This is a genomic window from Roseomonas sp. BN140053 (assembly GCF_047690175.1).
Taxonomy (GTDB): Bacteria; Pseudomonadota; Alphaproteobacteria; order Acetobacterales; family Acetobacteraceae; genus Roseomonas.
Genome location: NZ_JBLLEB010000009.1, coordinates 1 through 17,809, shown reverse-complemented (window position 1 = coordinate 17,809; position 17,809 = coordinate 1). Strand labels below are relative to the sequence as shown.

Genomic DNA, 17,809 nt, shown 5'->3' with positions numbered 1-17,809 from the left:
TGGGCATCGATCCCTCAACTCCGATCGGGAAATCCATGAGCCAGTCCCTCACGTCCACCGGGTCCCAGCCTGCCGCCCGCGAAATCCTGTTCGTCGATGCCGGCGTGCCGGAAGCGGAAATCCTGCTGGCGGGCCTTTCGCCGACCGTGGAGGTGGTCCGCCTGGCCGCGGACCGTGACGGCCTCGACCAGATCACCGAAGCCCTGGCCGGCCGCAGCGGCATCACCGCACTGCACGTGCTGGGCCATGGCGCCGAGGGTGAGTTCAACCTGGGCAACGCCGCCGTGACCGCCGGCACGGTGGACGCGCGGGCCGAACAGATCGCCTCCTGGCAGTCCGCCCTGACGGCGGATGCCGACATCCTGCTCTACGGCTGCGACGTGGCGGGCTCGGCCGGCGGCGAAGCGCTGCTGTCCAGGCTGGCCGCGGCCAGCGGCGCCGACGTGGCGGCCTCCACAGACCTGACGGGTGCGGCGGCGCTGGGCGGCGACTGGGAGCTGGAAGCGCAGACCGGCAGCATCGAGGCCTCCCTGCCCTTCTCGGCCGAGGCGGTGGAGAACTGGCAGCACACGCTGAACCATTTCCGCTACGCCACCATGTCCTGGGAACCGGTGGCCGGTTCGCCCAACACGGTGCTGATCAAGGGCAGCGTGGACTGGACGGCCAACCACAGCTTCACCGGCGGCGCCGCGGTGGGCGCCATCGCGCCGAGCATGATCACGCTCGACTTCGGTGATGGCACCACGCAGAACGTGTCCTTCCGCATCCTGTCGCGCGACCCCACCACCAACGACGCGATCACCGAGTTCGTCACCGACCTGAACGGCAACGGCACCATCGAGGCCAACGAGGTCGGCGTCCAGCACACCTACGCCACGGGCGGCGAGCACGTCGTGACCTGGAGCGGCGGGGCCCGCGAAACCGCCAGGAACCTGGTCAACACCAACTGGCAGCAGACGATGACCGTCGACCTCGACGACGTCGGCAATCGCTCGCCGATCGTCGCGGTACCGGCGGTGGTGCAGGTGCCCGACAACGCGGTGTTCACCTACCAGATCGTCGCCGCCGACCCGAACCGCGACACGCTGCGCTTCCGCTATGGCACGCAGGATGAGTTCTACAACAACAACATCAACACGGAGGCGACCCGCCCCACCGGCCTGACCATCACGCCCAACGGGCTGATCACCTGGGACGTCACCGACGCCGCCGTCGCCACCGCGACCAATGACCGCTGGCAGGTCACGGTGATGGTGGAGGACCTGGATGCGCAGGGCAACGTCCTGTCCTCCGTGCCCGTGGACTTCGTGTTCAAGATCGTCCCGGCCGGCTCGCAGTCGCCGGTGATCGAGGAGATCGCCAGCACCACGCAGCAGGCCGTGGTGAACGAGATGTTCCACACCCACGTGGTGATGGACGACCCCGACAGCGACACGCCGCCGGTGCTGACCGTGCTGAACCCGCCCAGCACCGATCCGGCGATCTTTTCCACCGAAACCAGCAGCGAGGGCGGCAAGACCACCCTGCACATCAAGTTCATCCCCACCCCCGACATGCGCGGGGACTCCTACGTGCTCAACATCCGCGGCCGCGACGGCACGGGGATGACCACGGACCAGAGCATCACCATCGAGGTGCCCAGCACCTCCCTGCGGCTCACGGCGGCCACCGACACCGGCCGGTCCGACAGCGACGGGCTGACCAAGGTGGCGGCGCCCACCATCGCCGGCGAAACCGTGGCCAACTACACGGTGGAGCTGAAGCTGGACGGCAGCACGCTGACCACCGTGACGGCCGGGGCCGACGGCAAGTGGAGCTACACGCTTCCCGGCAACCTGGCCGACGGCCCGCACGAGATCACCGCCGTCGCCTCCGACGGTTCCTCCGGCGCCCTGACCACCCCGGTGGTGCTGTCGGTGGAGGTGGACACCGCCGCCCCGACCACGCTGGCGGCGCCCGTGCGCGACGGCTCGGACGCCCATGACACCACGCCCACCGTGTCCGGCACGGCCGTGGCCGGCGACTACGTGACGCTGAACCTGGACGGCGTGGCCACCGCCACGGTGACCGCGGGCAGCGACGGCACCTGGCAGCACACCTTCTCCGCCCTCGCCCCTGGCGCCCACACAGTGACGGCGGTGGCGACCGATGCGGCGGGCAACGAGTCCGTCGCCTCGGCCCCGCTGGCGCTCTACATCAACAGCCCCACCACCGGCAGCGTCACGGTCGACGGCAGCGCCGCGCAGGGCGAGGTCCTGACCGCCAACACGAGCGCCATGGCCGACGCCGACGGGGTCGGCACCCTGGCCTACCTGTGGCAGCGCGATGACGGCAACGGCGGCTGGACGGCCATCACCGGCGCCACGGGCAGCACCTACCAGCTCGGGCAGGCGGATGTCGGCCATTCGGTGCGGGTGGTGACCAGCTTCACCGACGGCGCGGGCCTCACGGAATCCGTGACCAGCGCGGCCCTGGCGACCCCCGTGGCCAATGTGGACGATGCGCCGGGCGGCACGGTCACGATCAGCGGCACCGTCGAGGAAGGCGGGACGCTGACGGTGACGGACACGCTGACCGATGCGGACGGGCTGGGTGCGATCACCTATCGCTGGCAGCGCGATGACGGCCAGGGCGGCTGGAGTGACATCGACGGCGCCACCGGCAGCACCTACGGCCTGGTGCAGGCGGATGCCGGCCACAGCGTGCGCGCCGTCGCTTCCTTCACCGACGGTTTCGGTCATGCGGAGGAGGTGGCCAGCGCCGCCACCGGCACGCCGGTGGCCAACGTGAACGACGCGCCGGGGGGCGCGGTCACGATCAGCGGCACCCCCGGCCAGGGCGAGTTGCTGATCGCCAGCAACACGCTGACCGATGCCGACGGCCTCGGCCCGATCACCTATCGCTGGCAGCGCGATGACGAAGGGGGCAACTGGTCCGACATCGCCGGCGCCACGGGCAGCACCTACACCCTGGGCCAGGACGATGTGGGCCACGCGGTGCGCGCCGTCGCTTCCTTCACCGACGGCTTCGGCACGGCGGAGGAAGTGGCCAGCGCCGCCACCACCTCCTCCGTGGCCAATGTGGACGATGCGCCGGGCGGCACGGTCACGATCAGCGGCACCGTCGAGGAAGGCGGGACGCTGACGGTGACGGACACGCTGACCGATGCGGACGGGCTGGGTGCGATCACCTATCGCTGGCAGCGCGATGACGGCCAGGGCGGCTGGAGTGACATCGACGGCGCCACCGGCAGCACCTACGGCCTGGTGCAGGCGGATGCCGGCCACAGCGTGCGCGCCGTCGCTTCCTTCACCGACGGTTTCGGTCATGCGGAGGAGGTGGCCAGCGCCGCCACCGGCACGCCGGTGGCCAACGTGAACGACGCGCCGGGGGGCGCGGTCACGATCAGCGGCACCCCCGGCCAGGGCGAGTTGCTGATCGCCAGCAACACGCTGACCGATGCCGACGGCCTCGGCCCGATCACCTATCGCTGGCAGCGCGATGACGAAGGGGGCAACTGGTCCGACATCGCCGGCGCCACGGGCAGCACCTACACCCTGGGCCAGGACGATGTGGGCCACGCGGTGCGCGCCGTCGCTTCCTTCACCGACGGCTTCGGCACGGCGGAGGAAGTGGCCAGCGCCGCCACCACCTCCTCCGTGGCCAATGTGGACGACGCCCCGACCGGCGCCGTGACGGTCACCGGCGACCCCGCCCAGGGCGCGCTGCTGACCGCCGACACCTCCGGCCTGGCGGATGCGGACGGGCTCGGCGCCCTCAGCTACCGCTGGCAGCGCGATGACGGCCAGGGCGGCTGGAGCGACGTGAACGGCGCCACCGGCAGCACCTACCGCCTGGGCCAGGAGGATGTGGGCCACAGCGTGCGCACGGTGGTGTCCTTCACCGACGGCTTCGGCCATGCCGAGCAGGTGACCGGCATCGGCACGGCCGCGCCGGTGGCCAATGTCGACGATGCGCCGACGGGCAACGTCGCCCTGTCCGGCACGCCGATGCGCGGTGAGACCCTGGTCGCCACGCGCGCCTTCGACGATGCCGACGGGGTGGGCGATGTCAGCTACCGCTGGCAGCGCGAGGACGGCCAGGGCGGCTGGGCGGATATCAGCGGCGCCGCGGGCACCGAGCACCAGCTGGTGCGTGAGGATATCGGCCACGCGGTGCGGGCCGTGGCCTCCTACACGGACGGTTTCGGCCATGCGGAGCAGGTGTTCAGCGCCAATGCCGCGGTGCAGGCCCGTCCGGTGCCGCTGCCGCCGCCGGTGGAGCAGGTGTCGCATGCCCCCACCATGAGCTCCACCGAGATCGCCGTGCGCCTCGCCGATGGCGACACGCTGGCGCCCTCCTCCGACACGGGCACGGTGGTGTTGCAGGACGGGCTGCTGAGCTTCGGGGCGAACACGGACGCGTCCTTCCTGACCCGTCTCTACCTCGGCATCCTCGACCGGGCGGGCGAGGCGAACGGCCTGTCCTACTGGGCAAAGGACCTGGGCAAGACCCTGGACAAGACCGACGTGGCCCGCGGCTTCCTGGAAGGCACCGAGTACAAGGCGCAGCACGGCGAGCAAACGGACGACGAGTTCATCAGCACCCTGTACGGGAACGTGCTGCACCGCGAGGGCGAGGCCGAGGGCCAGGCCTTCTACCGGCAGCAGCTGACGGACGGGCTGTCCCGCGCCCAGGTGCTGGTGAACTTCGTCGACTCGGCGGAAGCCAAGGACGTGTGGAAGAGCGCGACCGAGGCCGGCATCTTCGTGCCGGGCGAGAATATCGGCTTCATCCGCGCGGCCTACATCACCGCCTTCGACCGCGACGCGGAGAGCGCCGGCCTCGCCTACTACGCGGATAACATGCAGCAGGGCATGACGCGCGAGGAGTTCAGCAACGCCATCGAGAACTCGCCCGAATTCCAGACCTACTACCGCAACGTCAGCGACCAGACCTTCCTCAACGCCCTTTACCAGAACGCGCTGGAACGGGACGGCGAGGCGGACGGGATGGCCTACTACGAGGGCAAGCTGGCCGACCACAGCATGGACCGCGGCGACGTCGTGATGGTCTTCGCCCTGTCCCCCGAGGCGCAGCAGAACCTGGAATGGTCGCTGTAGCCTCCGTTCGGCCGCGGCTGGGGGAACCCCGCCGCGGCCACTTTTCGGGGATGCGGCGGTGCGACCCCGCCGCGCCTCAGATCCAGCCCCAGCGCCCGAACAACGCGCAGATCGGCTGCACCAGCAGCGCCGTCAGGAAGATCCGCACGAGGTGGAAGGCCACAACGATCGGCACGTCCAGGGCCATGGCCTGCGCGGTGATGGACATTTCCGCCACGCCGCCCGGCGCCGTGGCCAGCACCAGCACCCCGGGCGAGGCGCGCCCCGTGAACGCCAGCAGCAGCCCCACCAGGGCGCAGCCCGCCGTCAGCAGCCCGACATGCAGCAGCGCCACGGTCAGCAGCCGGCGGCCGCCCAGAAAGGTCGCGCGCTCGAACTGGGTGCCGAGCTGGGCGCCCAGCAGCACCTGCGCCGTGCCGGTGACCCAGGAGGGCATGCCCGTCAGCGAAATATCCGAGGCGGTGAAGCCCAGCGCCGCCACCAGCCCGCCCAGCAGCCAAGCGTTGCGCAGCCGCGCCTTGGTCAGCACGAAGACGCCGACGCCGCCCAGCGCCAGCAGCAGCAGGAAGCCCGGCCAGTGCAGTGCCCCCCCGACGCCCCCCGCGGCGCGCGAGGAATGCAGCCCGCCCAGCAGGGCCAGGCCACTGGGCACCAGCACCACCACCCCCACCACGCGCAGCAGCTGCAGCACCGCCACGATGGCCGGGCGCGCGCCCATGCCTTCCGCCAGCAGCGCCATGTCGGCCGCGCCCCCGGGCAGGGAGGAGAGCAGCGCGGTGCGGCGGTCGATCCGCGCCAGCCAGGCCAGCACGGGCATCAGCAGCAGCCCCACCAGGATGGTGGCCAGCGCCGCGCCGAGGCAGAGCGGCACGTCGCGCAGCAGGCGCTCCGCCGCGGCGGGGGTGAAGTTCAGCCCCAGGGCGCAGCCCAGCACCAGCGCGGCGATGTTGCGCGCCCGGCGGGAGGCCGCCAGCGGCAGCCCGGCCAGCTGCGCCGCGGCCACCGCGCACAACGCGCCCAGCATCCAGGGCAGCGGCGTGTGGATCAGGAAGAACAGCGCCCCGCCCAGGGCCGCCACGGCGTAGCAGAGCGCTTGCTGCCGGAAGGCGTCCCGGCCGGGGAAGGAAAGGCTCGCCGGCAGGGCCACGCGACGCGGTCAGACGTTGAAGCGGAACAGCAGGACGTCGCCGTCCTTGACGACGTATTCCTTGCCCTCGACCCGCATCTTGCCGGCCTCCTTGGCGCCGGCCTCGCCGCCCAGGGCGACGTAATCCGCGTAGGCGATGGTTTCCGCCGCGATGAAGCCGCGCTCGAAGTCGTTGTGGATCACCGCCGCAGCCTGCGGCGCCTTGGTGCCGGCGGTGATGGTCCAGGCGCGCGCTTCCTTGGGGCCGCAGGTGAAGTAGGTCACCAGCCCCAGCAGCGCGTAGCCGGCGCGGATGATGCGGTCCAGGCCGCTGTCTTCCAGGCCGAGGCTTTCCAGGAACTCGGCGCGGTCGGCGGCGGGCATCTGGCTGATCTCCGCCTCGATGGCGGCGGACACCACCACGGCCGAGGTGCCTTCGGCCGCGGCGCGCTCGGCGACGCGGGCGGAATGGGCGTTGCCGGTGGCGGCCGAGCCTTCCTCCACGTTGCAGACGTAGAGCACGGGCTTGGTGGTCATCAGCTGCAGCCGTGCCACGGCCGCTTCCTCGCCGGCGGGAACCGCGGTGCGGGCGGGCCGGCCGGCGGTGAGGGCCGCGATCAGCGGCTCCATCAGCGCCACCAGGGCGATGCTCTCCTTGTCGCCGCCCTTGGCCTTCTTCTGCGCCGCCGGCAGCCGCTTCTCCAGGCTGTCGAGGTCGGCCAGCATCAGTTCGGTCTCGACCGTCTCGGCATCGCGGATCGGGTCCACGCTGCCTTCGACATGGGTGATGTCGCCATCCTCGAAGCAGCGCAGGACGTGGATGATGGCGTCCACCTCGCGGATGTTGGCCAGGAACTGGTTGCCCAGCCCCTCCCCGCGCGAGGCGCCGCGCACCAGCCCGGCGATGTCCACGAATTCCAGGCTGGTGGGCACGATCTTCTGCGACTTGCCGACGCGGGCCAGCGCGTCCAGCCGCGGATCGGGCACGGCGACGCGGCCGATATTCGGCTCGATGGTGCAGAAGGGGTAGTTGGCCGCCTGCGCCGCCGCCGTTTGCGTGAGGGCGTTGAACAGGGTGGACTTGCCCACGTTCGGCAGGCCCACGATGCCGCAGTTGAAACCCATGCTCGCCCTTTTCCCCGTGGGGATTGCCGTTCCGGGCCCTGCCCTTACGCCGCCCGGCCGGTCACGGCCAGGGGGAAGCGGGCGGGGCGGGAAAGGCCGGGGGAGTGAACTCCCCCGGACCCCCTCCTTCTTTCGGGAGTCTTTGAGGGCGCCCGTGGCCAGGCAAGCGCCCCCAAACTCCCGAAAATAGAAGGGGGTCCGGGGGGATACTTCCCCCCGGCTTCCTGTTCTTCTGCCCCGCCGAAGCGAGGCCCCGGCGGGCAGCTTCCCGGGCCGCGCCGTTCCGGGGCAGCATCGGCCCATGCAGGCCCCGCCACGCATCCTGGAAATCGGCGAGTTCTGCCTGTTCCGCCGGACCTGGCCGGACAGCACGGTGTTCATTCAGGCCGGGCCGGACAGCGCCGCGGTGGCGCCGCTGATCTCCGCCTATTTCCGGCCGCGGCACTGGCAGCGGCCGGGGCGCTTCGACCTGATCGTCGCGCATCCGCCGCTGCGCTCGCCCGGCAACCCCGAGATGCTGCGCCGCCTCCTGTCCCCGCGGCGCAGCGCGGATGCGCGGCGGGGCATCGCCTGGGGCCTGGCAAGCCGCCTGCCGCCGGGCCGCGGCGCCGCCCCGCTGGCGGTGCTGGACATGCATGACGAACGGGAGGTCGCGCCGCACTGCCTGCCGCTGCTCGACCATTGCCGGCACTACTTCAAGCGGGAACTGCCGGCCGACCCCGCCAAGGCGTTCCGGCTGCCGCTGCGCGACGCGCGGCTGCCGGGGCGGATGGAGAAGCTGCGCCCGATCTCGCTGGGCCTGTCGGCGGAGGTGGTGACGGCCGCGCCGCCGCCCCTGCCCAAGACGGTGGACCTGTTCTTTGCCGGCAGCACCCGGCACGCCCCGGCGATCCGCGCCGAGGGGCTGCGCCGGATCGAGGCGCTGGCGGCGCGCGGGGTGCGGGTGGACATCGCCCGCGAGGCGCTGCCGCGCGAGGAGTTCCTGCGCCGCTGCGGCCGGGCCTGGCTCACCTTCTCGCCGGAAGGGTTAGGATGGGACTGTTTCCGGCACTACGAGGCGGCGCTTTGCCGCTCCGTGCCGGTGATCAACCAGCCCACGATCCGCCGCCACGCGCCGCTGCGCGAGGGCGAGCACGCGCTGCACTACGAGGTCGAGGGGGACGGGCTGGAGCGGGTGGTGCTGGCGGCGCTGGCCGATCCCGGCCGGCTGGCGCGCATGGCCGAGGCCGCCCGCGCGCAGGTGCTGGAACACCACACGCACGAGGCGCTGTGCCGCTATGTCGTGGCGAGTTGCCTGGGCTGAGGGCGCCGTCGCGCCCGGGCGCGGGGCCGCGCCGGGTTCAGGCGGGCGGCCGCGGCGCCGGGCGCGTCACAGCATCGCGGCGGGCAGGATCTCGCGCAGCCGCTCGGGCGGGCGGCACAGCCGGACGCCGTCGGGGGTGAAGACCAGGGGGCGCTCGATCAGCAGCGGATGCGCGGCCAGGGTGTCCAGTAGGGCCGGCGCGTCCAGCGCCAGCACCGCGTCCGGGTCCAGCCCGGCGGCCGCGATGCTCTTACGGCGCAGCAGCTCGGCTGGGGCGAGGCCCGCTGCCGCGCAGGCCGCGGCGAGGCTGTCGCGGGTGGGAGGCGTCTTCAGGTACTCCACCACCGCGGGTTCGTGACCGGCGGCGCGGATCGCCGCCAGCACGCCGCGCGAGGTGCCGCAGGCCGGGTTGTGCCAGATGGTGACGGTGCTCATGGCGGCGCCGATGCGCGATCGGCCCTGCCCGGTCAACTGCGGCGACTAGGCCGGCTGGGTCAGCAGCGCCACGCGGGTCATGAAGTCCTCGGGCTTGCCGGTGGCCAGCAACGGCGCGGCGTCGGCCACCGCGTCCAGCAGCTCCGGCACCCAGGTGTCCACCTTGCTGAAGTCGCCCAGCACGTGGCCGTGCACGCGGTCCTTGTGGCCGGGATGGCCGATGCCCAGCCGCACCCGCCAGAAATCGGGGGAGCCGAAGGCGCGCTGCATGTCGCGCAGGCCGTTATGGCCGGCGGCCCCGCCACCCTTCTTCACCCGCACCTTGCCGGGCGCGAGGTCGAGTTCGTCGTGAAAGGCCCAGACATCGGCGGGGGAAATCTTGTGAAAGGCGGCGGCCGGCTGCACCGAGTTGCCGCTGTCGTTCATGTAAGTTTGCGGCTTCAGCAGCGTCACGCGCTGGCCGCCCACCGTGCCGTCCGCCACCTCGCCCTTGAAGCGGCTCCGCCACGGCCCGAAGCCGTGGCGGCGCGCGATGGCGTCCACCGCCAGGAAGCCGATGTTGTGGCGCTGCCGCGCGTGTTCCCGGCCCGGATTGCCCAGGCCCACCCACAGCAGCACCGCTCCCGGCCCCCTTGCGGCCGTCCTTACTTCTTGCCGCCGGCCTTCTTGGCCGGCGCGGCGGGGGCGGCCGGGGCCGCCTTGCCGGCGGCGCCCTTGGCAGCCGGGGCGGCCTTGCCGCCCTTGCCCTTGGCGGGCTCGGCCGCGGCCGGGGCCGCCTCGGCGACGATCTCCTCGTCCACCGTCGGCGGGGCGATGGTGGCCACCACGAAATCGCGGCCCAGCGTCGCCTCGGCGCCGAAGGTGTCCTTCACGGCGGACCAGCGCAGCGTGTCGCCGATGGCGGCTTCCGCGAGGTCGATCTCGAAGGCTTCCGGCACCTGGTCCGGGTCCACCATCACTTCCAGCTCGCGCCGGACGGCGTTGACCGCGCCGCCGGCCTTGATGCCGGGCGAGGTCGCCTCGTTCAGGAAGTGCACCGGCACCTGGACGCGGATCTTCTGACCGGCGGCGAGGCGCTGGAAGTCCACGTGCAGCGGACGGTCGGTGACGGGGTGGAACTGCACCTCGCGCATCAGAGTGCGCACGGGCTCCGCGCCGGGCACCGCCACCTCATACAGGTGGGAGCGCCAGCCGCCCTTCTGCAGCTCCTTCATCACGACGCGCGGGTCGAGCGAGATCAGGGTCGCTTCCTGCTTGGCGCCATAGATAACGGCAGGAACCTGTCCTGCCCGCCGGGTCGCGCGTGCTGCCCCCTTACCTGCCTGCTCGCGCGACTCGGCCTCGATCCGGATGGTCTGGACCATTGCCGTGATACTCCTGCGGTGAAATGGGAACGCGCCGGCCTCCAGGGGTGCCAGCGCGCGGCGGGGCTTAGCGCAGGCGGGGCACGGGCGCAATCGTTCCCGCGCGCGAGCAGTTCCGCGGTGGCGCGCTTGACCGCCGGGCCATGGGGCCGAAGGGTGACGGAATGGACGCCTGGGACCTGTTGGAAGACCTGCTGCCGCTGCTGTTGCTGGGGCTGCTGGCCCTGCCCGTGCTGGCGATCATGGGCTTCGTGCGGGCCGGCCGCGCCCTGCGGGAGGTCGCGGCGCTGCGGCTGGCCCTGGCGCAGGCCGGGGTGCTGCACGGGGCGAACCGCCCCTTCGCCGCAGCCCCCGCCCCCACCGCGCGGCCCTGGGAGATTCCGGCGCCGCTGCCGGACGGCGCGGTGGCGGAGCCCGCCGCGCCGCCCGAGGCCGTAGTGGTGGGGGGCGGAGTTCTGGAACCTGCCCTGGATGACGTCGCGCCGGCTGATCCCGCCCCGCCGCGCCCCCCTGCCCAGCCCTCGCGCGGGTTGGAGGAATTGCTGACGCAGCGCTGGGGCATCTGGCTCGGCGCCGCGGCGCTGCTGCTGGCGGCGGTGTTCCTGGTGCGCACGGCGCTGGAGGAAGGCTGGCTCGGCCCGGCCGAGCGCTGCGGGCTGGCGGCGATCCTGGGCGTGGCGCTGATCGGCGGGGCGGAATGGCTGCACCGGCGCGGGGCGGCCGAGGGCGCCTCCCCCTGGCCGGACCAGGCTCCGGCGGGGCTGGCGGCGGGCGGCATGGCGGCACTGTTCGCCGCGGCCTATGCGGCGTCGGAATTGTACGGGCTGCTCGGGCCGCTGGGCGGCTTCGTGGCCATGGCGGCGGCGGCGGCGATCGGGCTGCTGCTGGCGCTGCGCTTCGGGCCGGCGGTGGGCGCGCTGGGGCTGGCGGGGGCTTACCTCACCCCGGCGCTGGTGCAGACCGCCGATCCTTCCTGGCCCGGGCTGTTCGCCTACCTGCTGCTGGTGTCGGCCGCGGTGTCCGTGGTGGTGCGCTTCACCGGGTGGGCCTGGCTGGGCTGGTGCGGCGCCGTGGCGGGGGCGGGCTGGGCGCTGCTGGGCGGGGTGTCCGCCGAGGGCGACGCGGCCTGGGCGCCCGCGCTGTTCGTGCCGGCGGCCGCGGCGCTGCAGCTGGGGGCGCTTCCGGCCGAGGCGCTGGACCATCCCGTGGGGCGGCGCCTCGCCTGGGTGCCTCTGCTGCTGCTGGGGCTGGCGGCGGTGCTGCCTTCCTTCGGCAGCACTGCCCTGCCGCCGATGGTGGCGGGGCTGCTGCTGGGCGTCGTGGCGCTGTGGCGTGGCGGCACGCAGCCGCGGCTCGACCACCTGCCCCGCATCGCCGCCGCCCTGGGGCTGCTGGCCCTGGCCGGCTGGGCACTGCCGGACTGGGCGGCAACCGGCGAGGCGGTGATCGTGGAGGGTAACGTGCTGGCCGTGCTGCCCGGCCCGATGCTGCCCGAGGCGCTGCGCCCCTTCCTGGCCGTGGCCGGGCTGCTGGCGGCGCTGAACCTGCTGGGCGGGCTGTGGTGGGAAGGTCGCGCCCCGGCGGAGCGCGCCTGGCGCTGGGCCGGGCTGGCCGCGGCGGTGCCGGTGCTGGTTCTGCTGGTGGCCTATGCCCGGGTGCGCGGCTTCGCCCCCGATGGGCGCTGGGCCCTGGGCGCGGTGGCCGTGGCGGCGGTGCTGACGGTCGCCACCACCCGCAGCGCCCGCGCCGGGCGCGACGCCGCCGCGGGGGCGCATGCCGCGGGGGCCGTGGCGGCGCTGGCGCTGGGCTGCGCGATGCTGCTGCGCGACCAGTGGCTGAGCGTCGCGGTGTCGCTGTTCCTGCCGCCCTTGGCGCTGATCGAGGCGCGCAGCGGCCTGACACCGCTGCGGCGAGTGGCGGCGGCGGTGGCCGCCGTGGTGCTGGTGCGGCTGCTGCTGAACCCGGCGGTGCTGGACTACGCCCTGGGCGGCGCGCCGGTGCTGAACGGGCTGCTGCCGGCCTACGGCTTGCCGGCCCTGAGCTTCGCGGTGGCGGCCTTCCTGTTCGCACGCGGCGGGCGCGACCGCTGCGTCGCGCTGCTGGTGGCCGGCTCGGCGGCGCTGTTCTCGGCGCTGGTGCTGCTGGAAATCCGGCACTTCGTGCTGGGCGGGCAGCTCGCCGGGCCGGCGGTCGGCTTCGGCGAAACAGCGCTCTACACCACGGCGCTGGGGGTGCTGGCGCTGCTGTTCCTGTGGCTGGACCGCCGCCTGGGGCAGCCGGTGCTGGGCTGGATCGGGCGCATTCAGGCCGGGGTGGCGGTGCTGCTGGAAGCCGGGCTGCTGCTGAACAACCCCGCCCTGACCGGCGACCCCGTGCTGGGGACGGCGGTGTTCAACACGCTGCTGCCGGCCTACGCGCTGCCCGCCCTGCTGGCCGCCGCCGCGCTGGTGCTGCCGGAAACCGCCCGCCCGCGCCCGCTGCGGCCGGTGCTGGCGGCGATGGCCATGCTGGCGACGTTGTGCTGGGTGACGCTGGAAATCCGCCGCGGCTTCCACGGCAGCGCGATCGGGCTGGACGACGTCCCCGTGCTGGATGCGGAGCTCTGGGCCTGGTCGGGCGCCTGGATCGCGCTGGGGGCGGCGGTGCTGTTGTTCGGGCTGCGGCGCAACCTGCCGGCGCTGCGGCTGGGCGGTCTGGCGCTGCTGGTGCTGGCCACCGCCAAGGTCTTCCTGGTGGACGTGGCCCGGCTGGGCGGGCTGTGGCGGGTGCTGTCCTTCCTGGGCCTCGGGCTGGCGCTGATCGGGCTGGGCGCGCTGTACCGCCGCCTGCGCCCCGCCGCGTCCGCTCCGGGCCAGCCCTCGTGATGTCGGTGACCCGCGGGCTCCAGGCCGTACTCCGCTCCGGTCCGGTTGCGCCTGGATGTTCGGCCGCGGCCAAGGGGGCTCCGCCCCCTTGGAGCCCCCGCGAGGAGCTTAGGCTCCTCGACCTCATGAGTGCCTCCGGCGGGGGCGGGCTCGGACAACGTGTGCCACTCGGACGACGTCGGCCATCCCGCCCCCGCCGGAGGCACTCAGCGCGGGGTCCGGGGAGTTCGTAACTCCCCGGCTCGGGACAAAGGCTTCGCCTTTGCCCTGGGGTCCAGGGGCAGCGCCCCTGGCCAACGTCAGGACACCCAGGCGCAACCGAACCGGAGCCGAGAGCCGTCCGGGGACCGCCGGGGTTGTCAGGCCGGCAGGTTGGCTGGGGTAAAGCGCCAGGCGGCTTCGCCGGCGGCGGGCGGTTCTACCCAGAGCGGCAGGGCGTTGGGCGTGCGGACATTGGCCGGCAGGCCGGCGGCTTGGCGGAAGGCGCGCCACAGGGCGCCGTGGGCCACCACCAGTACGGGGGCGGGCAGCGCCAGGGCGCGGTTGATGGCGGCCACGGTGCGCACGCGCAGGTCGGCGAAGGATTCCGCCCCCTCGGGGGTCAGGCGGCCTTCCACCCAGTCGTCGAACCAGTCCGACATGGGCTGGCCTTCCTGCACGCCGAAGCTGACCTCGCGCAGTTCCGGGTCGGTGGAAAAGGGCAGCTGCAGGGTTTCCGCCACGATCTGCGCGGTGCGCTGCGCCCGGCCCAGTGGCGAGGCGATGATCGTGGCGATGCCGCGGCCCAGCAGGGCAGCGGCGGCGCGGCGGGCCTGTTCCTCGCCCACCGCGTTGAGCGGCACCTCCACGCTGCCCTGGCTGAGCCCGCGCGCGTTCCAGTCGGTTTCCCCGTGGCGGAGGAACCAGAAGGGGATGCGGTCGGGCTCGGCGCCGGGCATCAGGCCGCGAGGCCTTCCTGCTGCAGGGCGCGCTGCACGGCCGGGCGGGCCAGCATGGCCTCTAGGTGGCGCGCCAGCTTGGGCGGCAGCGTCATGCCGGAACGACGGGTCGCCCAGTATTCCGTGTAGAACAGCGCCGCATCGGCCACGGAATAGCCCGAGGGCAGGACCCATTCCTCGCCGTGCCACAGCTTTTCCAGGTTGCCGAAGCCCTTGGCGGCCATCTCCTTGCCCTGTTCCACCACCTTGGGCTGGTCGGCCTCGCTGGGGGTGAAGTTGGCGGGGCGGAACTGCCGGGTGAAGCCCTGGGCGTGGATGTTGCCCACCACGTAGTCGAGCGCTTCCAGGCAGCGCGCCTGGGCGTCCGGTGCCGCCGGCCAGAGCTGGGCCTCGGGGTTGGAGGCGCCCAGCCACAGGGCGATGGCGGGGAATTCGGTGATCACGGTGCTGCCGGTGTCGAGTGCCGGCACCTTGGCCTTGGGGTTCACCGCCAGGTATTCCGGCTTGTGCTGCGCGCCGTCCTTCAGCGCCACCGCCGACAGCTCGTAGGGCTTGCCGATCTCTTCCAGGATGACGTGGATGCCGAGGCTGCAGGCGCCGGGCGCGTAGTAGAGCTTCATCGGGACGTTTCCTTTTCCGTGGTGGAGCCGCGCCGCTGGGGGCGGGACGCGCTCAGCAGAACAGCGTGGACACCGAGGATTCCTCGCTGATGCGGCGCATCGCCTCCGCCAGCAACGGCGCGACGGTGAGCTGGCGGATGTTGGAGGACACGCGCACCGCTTCCGTGGCCTGGATGCTGTCGGTGACCACCATCTGCTCGATCGGCGAGGCGCCGATGCGCGCCACGGCGCCGCCCGAGAACACGCCGTGCGTGACGTAGACGGACACCGAGCGCGCGCCGTTCTTCAGCAGCGCGTCGGCGGCGTTGCACAGGGTACCGCCGCTGTCCACGATGTCGTCCACCAGGATGCAGTCGCGGCCTTCCACGTCGCCGATGACGTTCATCACCTCCGACACGCCGGCGCGGGGGCGGCGCTTGTCGATGATGGCGAGGTCGGTGTGCAGCCGCGTCGCGATGGCCCGCGCCCGCACCACGCCGCCGACATCGGGGGAGACCACCATCAGGTCGCGGCCCTTGAAGCGGTCATGGATGTCGCGCGCGAAGAAGGGGGCGGCGAAGAGGTTGTCCACGGGGATGTCGAAGAAGCCCTGGATCTGCCCGGCATGCAGGTCCAGCGTGAGGACGCGGTTGGCGCCGGCCTCGGTGATCAGGTTGGCGACCAGCTTGGCCGAGATCGGCGTGCGCGGGCCGGCCTTCCGGTCCTGCCGGGCATAGCCGAAATAGGGGATCACCGCCGTGATGCGGCGTGCCGAGGCGCGACGCAGGGCGTCGAGCGTGATCAGCAGCTCCATCAGGTTGTCGTTGGCGGGGTAGCTGGTGCTCTGCACCACGAAGACGTCCTCGCCGCGGACGTTCTCGTGGATCTCGACGAAGATCTCCATGTCGGCGAAGCGCCGCACGGAAGCCTGGATGAGCGGCAGGTTCAGCGCAGCGCCCACGGCCTCGGCCAGTGGGCGGTTGCTGTTGCAGGCGAGGATCTTCATCCGGAGGATAGGCTCACTGGAGAGGCGGAGCCGGGGATAGCAACCTCACCGACGGGTGTCCATCGCGCCCGCCGCATGGCACGGGCCCACCGGCCGGGTCGGGCGCGGGTATTGATACGTTATAACATATTGTGCAACCTCGCCGCCTCGGGCCCGGCCGAGTGCAGGGCGGTGCGCGACCTCCTTCCGCGACAGCGGCGGGACGCCGCATGCTCCGCCCGGCCGGCGGGCCCGCGACGGGGCGCCGCCGTGCCGGACCGGCACGGGGGATTTCCCGGCGCAGCATTCCAGGGAAGGCCAGCGACGCGATGACCACACCCGTTTCCCGCCACGCCGCGGACGGCAGGCCGCACCCGGGCGGGGTGGCCGCCCGGCTCGGCGCGCTGGCGCTGCTGGGCGGGCTGGCCGCCCCGCCGGTCCGGGCGCAGGAGGCGCCGCCGCGCGGCGAGCCGACCTGCGACGAGGGCGTCGGGATCGCCGCCGGCACCTGCCTGTCGGGCGAGGCCCTGGTTGACGGCTTCGCCAACCTGCGCGGCGGGGTGCATCGCGGCGTGGCGGCCTTCACCCAGTTCAAGCTCGGGCTGGGCGTGGATCTCGGCGCCCAGGCGGAGGCCCTGCAGGGCTGGTCCTTCCAGGCCAGCGGCTTCGGCATCTACGGGCGCCAGCCCACCCCCACGCTGACCGGCAGCTTCGCGCCGCTGAGCAATGCGGAGGCGCTGTCCTCCCTGCGGCTGTCGGAGCTCTGGCTGGAGCGCGGCTTCGGGGACTACGGCTCGGTGCGCTTCGGCCAGCTGGCGGCGGATGCCGAGTTCTTCACCGCCGCCGCGGCGGGCGGGCTGACCAACGGCACCTTCGGCTGGCCGCTGGCGGCCTCCACCGCCCTGCCCTCCGGCGGTCCGGCCTATCCCTTCGCCGCGCCGGGGGTGCGGGTGGCGCTGGGCGACCCGGACGAGGCCGGCGGCCTGCGGCTCGGGGTGTTCTCCGGCGATCCCGGGGGCCACTACGGCGACGGCACCGACCCGCAGCGGCACAACCGCTACGGGGTGAACTTCAGCCTCGCCGGCGGCGCCCTGTTCCTGGCCGAGGCGGTGACCGGCGCGTCGGCCCCCGTCGGGAGCGACGGGCCGCAGCCCTGGGTCGCCAAGCTGGGCGGGTGGTTCCACAACGGCGGCTTCGACGACCAGCGCCGCGCCGCCTTCGACGTGAACAGCGACCCGCTGTCCTCCGGGCTGCTGGCCGATCCGGGGGGCTCCGGCACGCCGTTCCGGCGCAACAACAACCACGGGGTCTACGGGGTCGGCGAGGTGACGCTGTGGCGCGGCGGGGGCGGCAGCATCGCCGCCTTCGCGCGGGCGTCCTGGACGCCGCCCAGCCGCAACCTGCTGGGCTTCTACGCCGATGGCGGCCTGGCCTGGCGCGGCCCCTTCGGCCGCCGGGGCGACACGCTGTCGCTGGGCGTCGCCTACGCGCGGGCCAGCGGCGAGGGCCGCCGCTACGACCGCGATCGCGACCGGCTGGCGGATGCCGGCGTGCCGCTGCGCAACCGCGAAACGGTGCTGGAAGCGGATTACGAGTTCCAGCTGGTGCCGGACACGCTGTTCCTGCGGCCGCTGGTGCAGTGGATCAGCCAGCCCGCCGCCAACATCCCCGACGCGCGCTACCGCCGCGATGCCGGGTTGCGCGACGTGGTGGTGCTGGGCCTACGGGTTCGCGCCACGCTGTGAGGAGCGGTGCGGCCGGTGCGTGCTGCCCGCGTGCGCGGCGCGAACCGCCCGATGACGGTGCCGGCCGGGCGGCGCCGGGGTGGCCGCCGCACCGTTTCGCGGACCGGGGCTCCGTCGGCCGGGTCGCCTAGCGGCCGGCGGGGCGCCCGCCCGGCACGGCGCCGGGCGCGGGCGGCGCGCTGCCCGTGGCCGGCGGCGCCGC

General features: G+C 73.2%; 11 protein-coding genes and 1 pseudogene. 4 read left to right on the top strand and 8 right to left on the bottom strand.

Going from position 1 to position 17,809, the window contains the following annotated elements; genetic code table 11:
- Positions 1-35: 35 nt before the first annotated feature.
- On the top strand, positions 36-5,123 hold the full coding sequence (locus tag ACLIBK_RS10765) for a DUF4347 domain-containing protein (protein ID WP_415387258.1): 5,088 nt from the start codon (positions 36-38) through the stop codon (positions 5,121-5,123).
- Positions 5,124-5,199: 76 nt separating this feature from the next.
- Here ACLIBK_RS10765 and ACLIBK_RS10760 read toward each other — a convergent pair whose 3' ends face one another.
- Together ACLIBK_RS10760 and ychF are read right to left on the bottom strand one after the other, a co-directional pair.
- Positions 5,200-6,270, bottom strand: coding sequence for an AbrB family transcriptional regulator (locus ACLIBK_RS10760; protein ID WP_415387257.1), 1,071 nt, complete (start codon positions 6,268-6,270; stop codon positions 5,200-5,202).
- Positions 6,271-6,279: 9 nt separating this feature from the next.
- Positions 6,280-7,374 carry a redox-regulated ATPase YchF gene (gene ychF / locus ACLIBK_RS10755; protein WP_415387256.1) on the bottom strand — a complete coding sequence of 365 codons (1,095 nt, stop codon included), beginning with the start codon at positions 7,372-7,374 and terminating at the stop codon, positions 6,280-6,282.
- A gap of 301 nt (positions 7,375-7,675) precedes the next feature.
- Here ychF and ACLIBK_RS10750 point away from each other — a divergent pair, with 301 nt between their 5' ends.
- Positions 7,676-8,677 (top strand): glycosyltransferase, encoded by a 1,002-nt coding sequence (locus ACLIBK_RS10750; protein WP_415387255.1) that lies wholly within the window; start codon positions 7,676-7,678, stop codon positions 8,675-8,677.
- Positions 8,678-8,743: 66 nt separating this feature from the next.
- Here ACLIBK_RS10750 and ACLIBK_RS10745 read toward each other — a convergent pair whose 3' ends face one another.
- The 3 genes and pseudogenes from ACLIBK_RS10745 to ACLIBK_RS10735 form a co-directional block, all read right to left on the bottom strand.
- Positions 8,744-9,112: an ArsC/Spx/MgsR family protein gene (locus ACLIBK_RS10745; protein WP_415387254.1), complete on the bottom strand. Its 369-nt coding sequence runs from the start codon at positions 9,110-9,112 to the stop codon at positions 8,744-8,746.
- A 45-nt stretch (positions 9,113-9,157) separates the two neighbouring features.
- Positions 9,158-9,730, bottom strand: a complete 573-nt coding sequence (pth, locus tag ACLIBK_RS10740) for an aminoacyl-tRNA hydrolase (protein ID WP_415387253.1) — start codon at positions 9,728-9,730, stop codon at positions 9,158-9,160.
- Between the two features lie 95 nt (positions 9,731-9,825).
- A pseudogene (locus ACLIBK_RS10735) lies at positions 9,826-10,476 on the bottom strand (50S ribosomal protein L25/general stress protein Ctc); the annotation flags it as partial.
- Positions 10,477-10,640: 164 nt separating this feature from the next.
- On the opposite strand from ACLIBK_RS10735, the gene ACLIBK_RS10730 reads away from it, so the two are divergent.
- Positions 10,641-13,340 (top strand): DUF2339 domain-containing protein, encoded by a 2,700-nt coding sequence (locus ACLIBK_RS10730; RefSeq protein ID WP_415387252.1) that lies wholly within the window; start codon positions 10,641-10,643, stop codon positions 13,338-13,340.
- Positions 13,341-13,699: 359 nt separating this feature from the next.
- Here ACLIBK_RS10730 and ACLIBK_RS10725 read toward each other — a convergent pair whose 3' ends face one another.
- The 3 genes from ACLIBK_RS10725 to ACLIBK_RS10715 are packed head-to-tail and all read right to left on the bottom strand — an operon-like array spanning position 13,700 to position 15,883.
- Positions 13,700-14,278, bottom strand: a complete 579-nt coding sequence (locus ACLIBK_RS10725) for a histidine phosphatase family protein (protein ID WP_415387251.1) — start codon at positions 14,276-14,278, stop codon at positions 13,700-13,702.
- Positions 14,278-14,898, bottom strand: coding sequence for a glutathione S-transferase family protein (locus ACLIBK_RS10720; protein WP_415387250.1), 621 nt, complete (start codon positions 14,896-14,898; stop codon positions 14,278-14,280). The genes ACLIBK_RS10725 and ACLIBK_RS10720 overlap by 1 nt, the downstream gene beginning before the upstream one ends.
- A 52-nt stretch (positions 14,899-14,950) precedes the next feature.
- Entirely contained in the window at positions 14,951-15,883 is a 933-nt protein-coding gene (locus tag ACLIBK_RS10715) for a ribose-phosphate pyrophosphokinase (protein WP_415387249.1), read from the bottom strand.
- Between the two features lie 308 nt (positions 15,884-16,191).
- Here ACLIBK_RS10715 and ACLIBK_RS10710 point away from each other — a divergent pair, with 308 nt between their 5' ends.
- On the top strand, positions 16,192-17,607 hold the full coding sequence (locus ACLIBK_RS10710) for a carbohydrate porin (protein WP_415387248.1): 1,416 nt from the start codon (positions 16,192-16,194) through the stop codon (positions 17,605-17,607).
- The last annotated feature ends 202 nt before the right edge of the window (positions 17,608-17,809 follow it).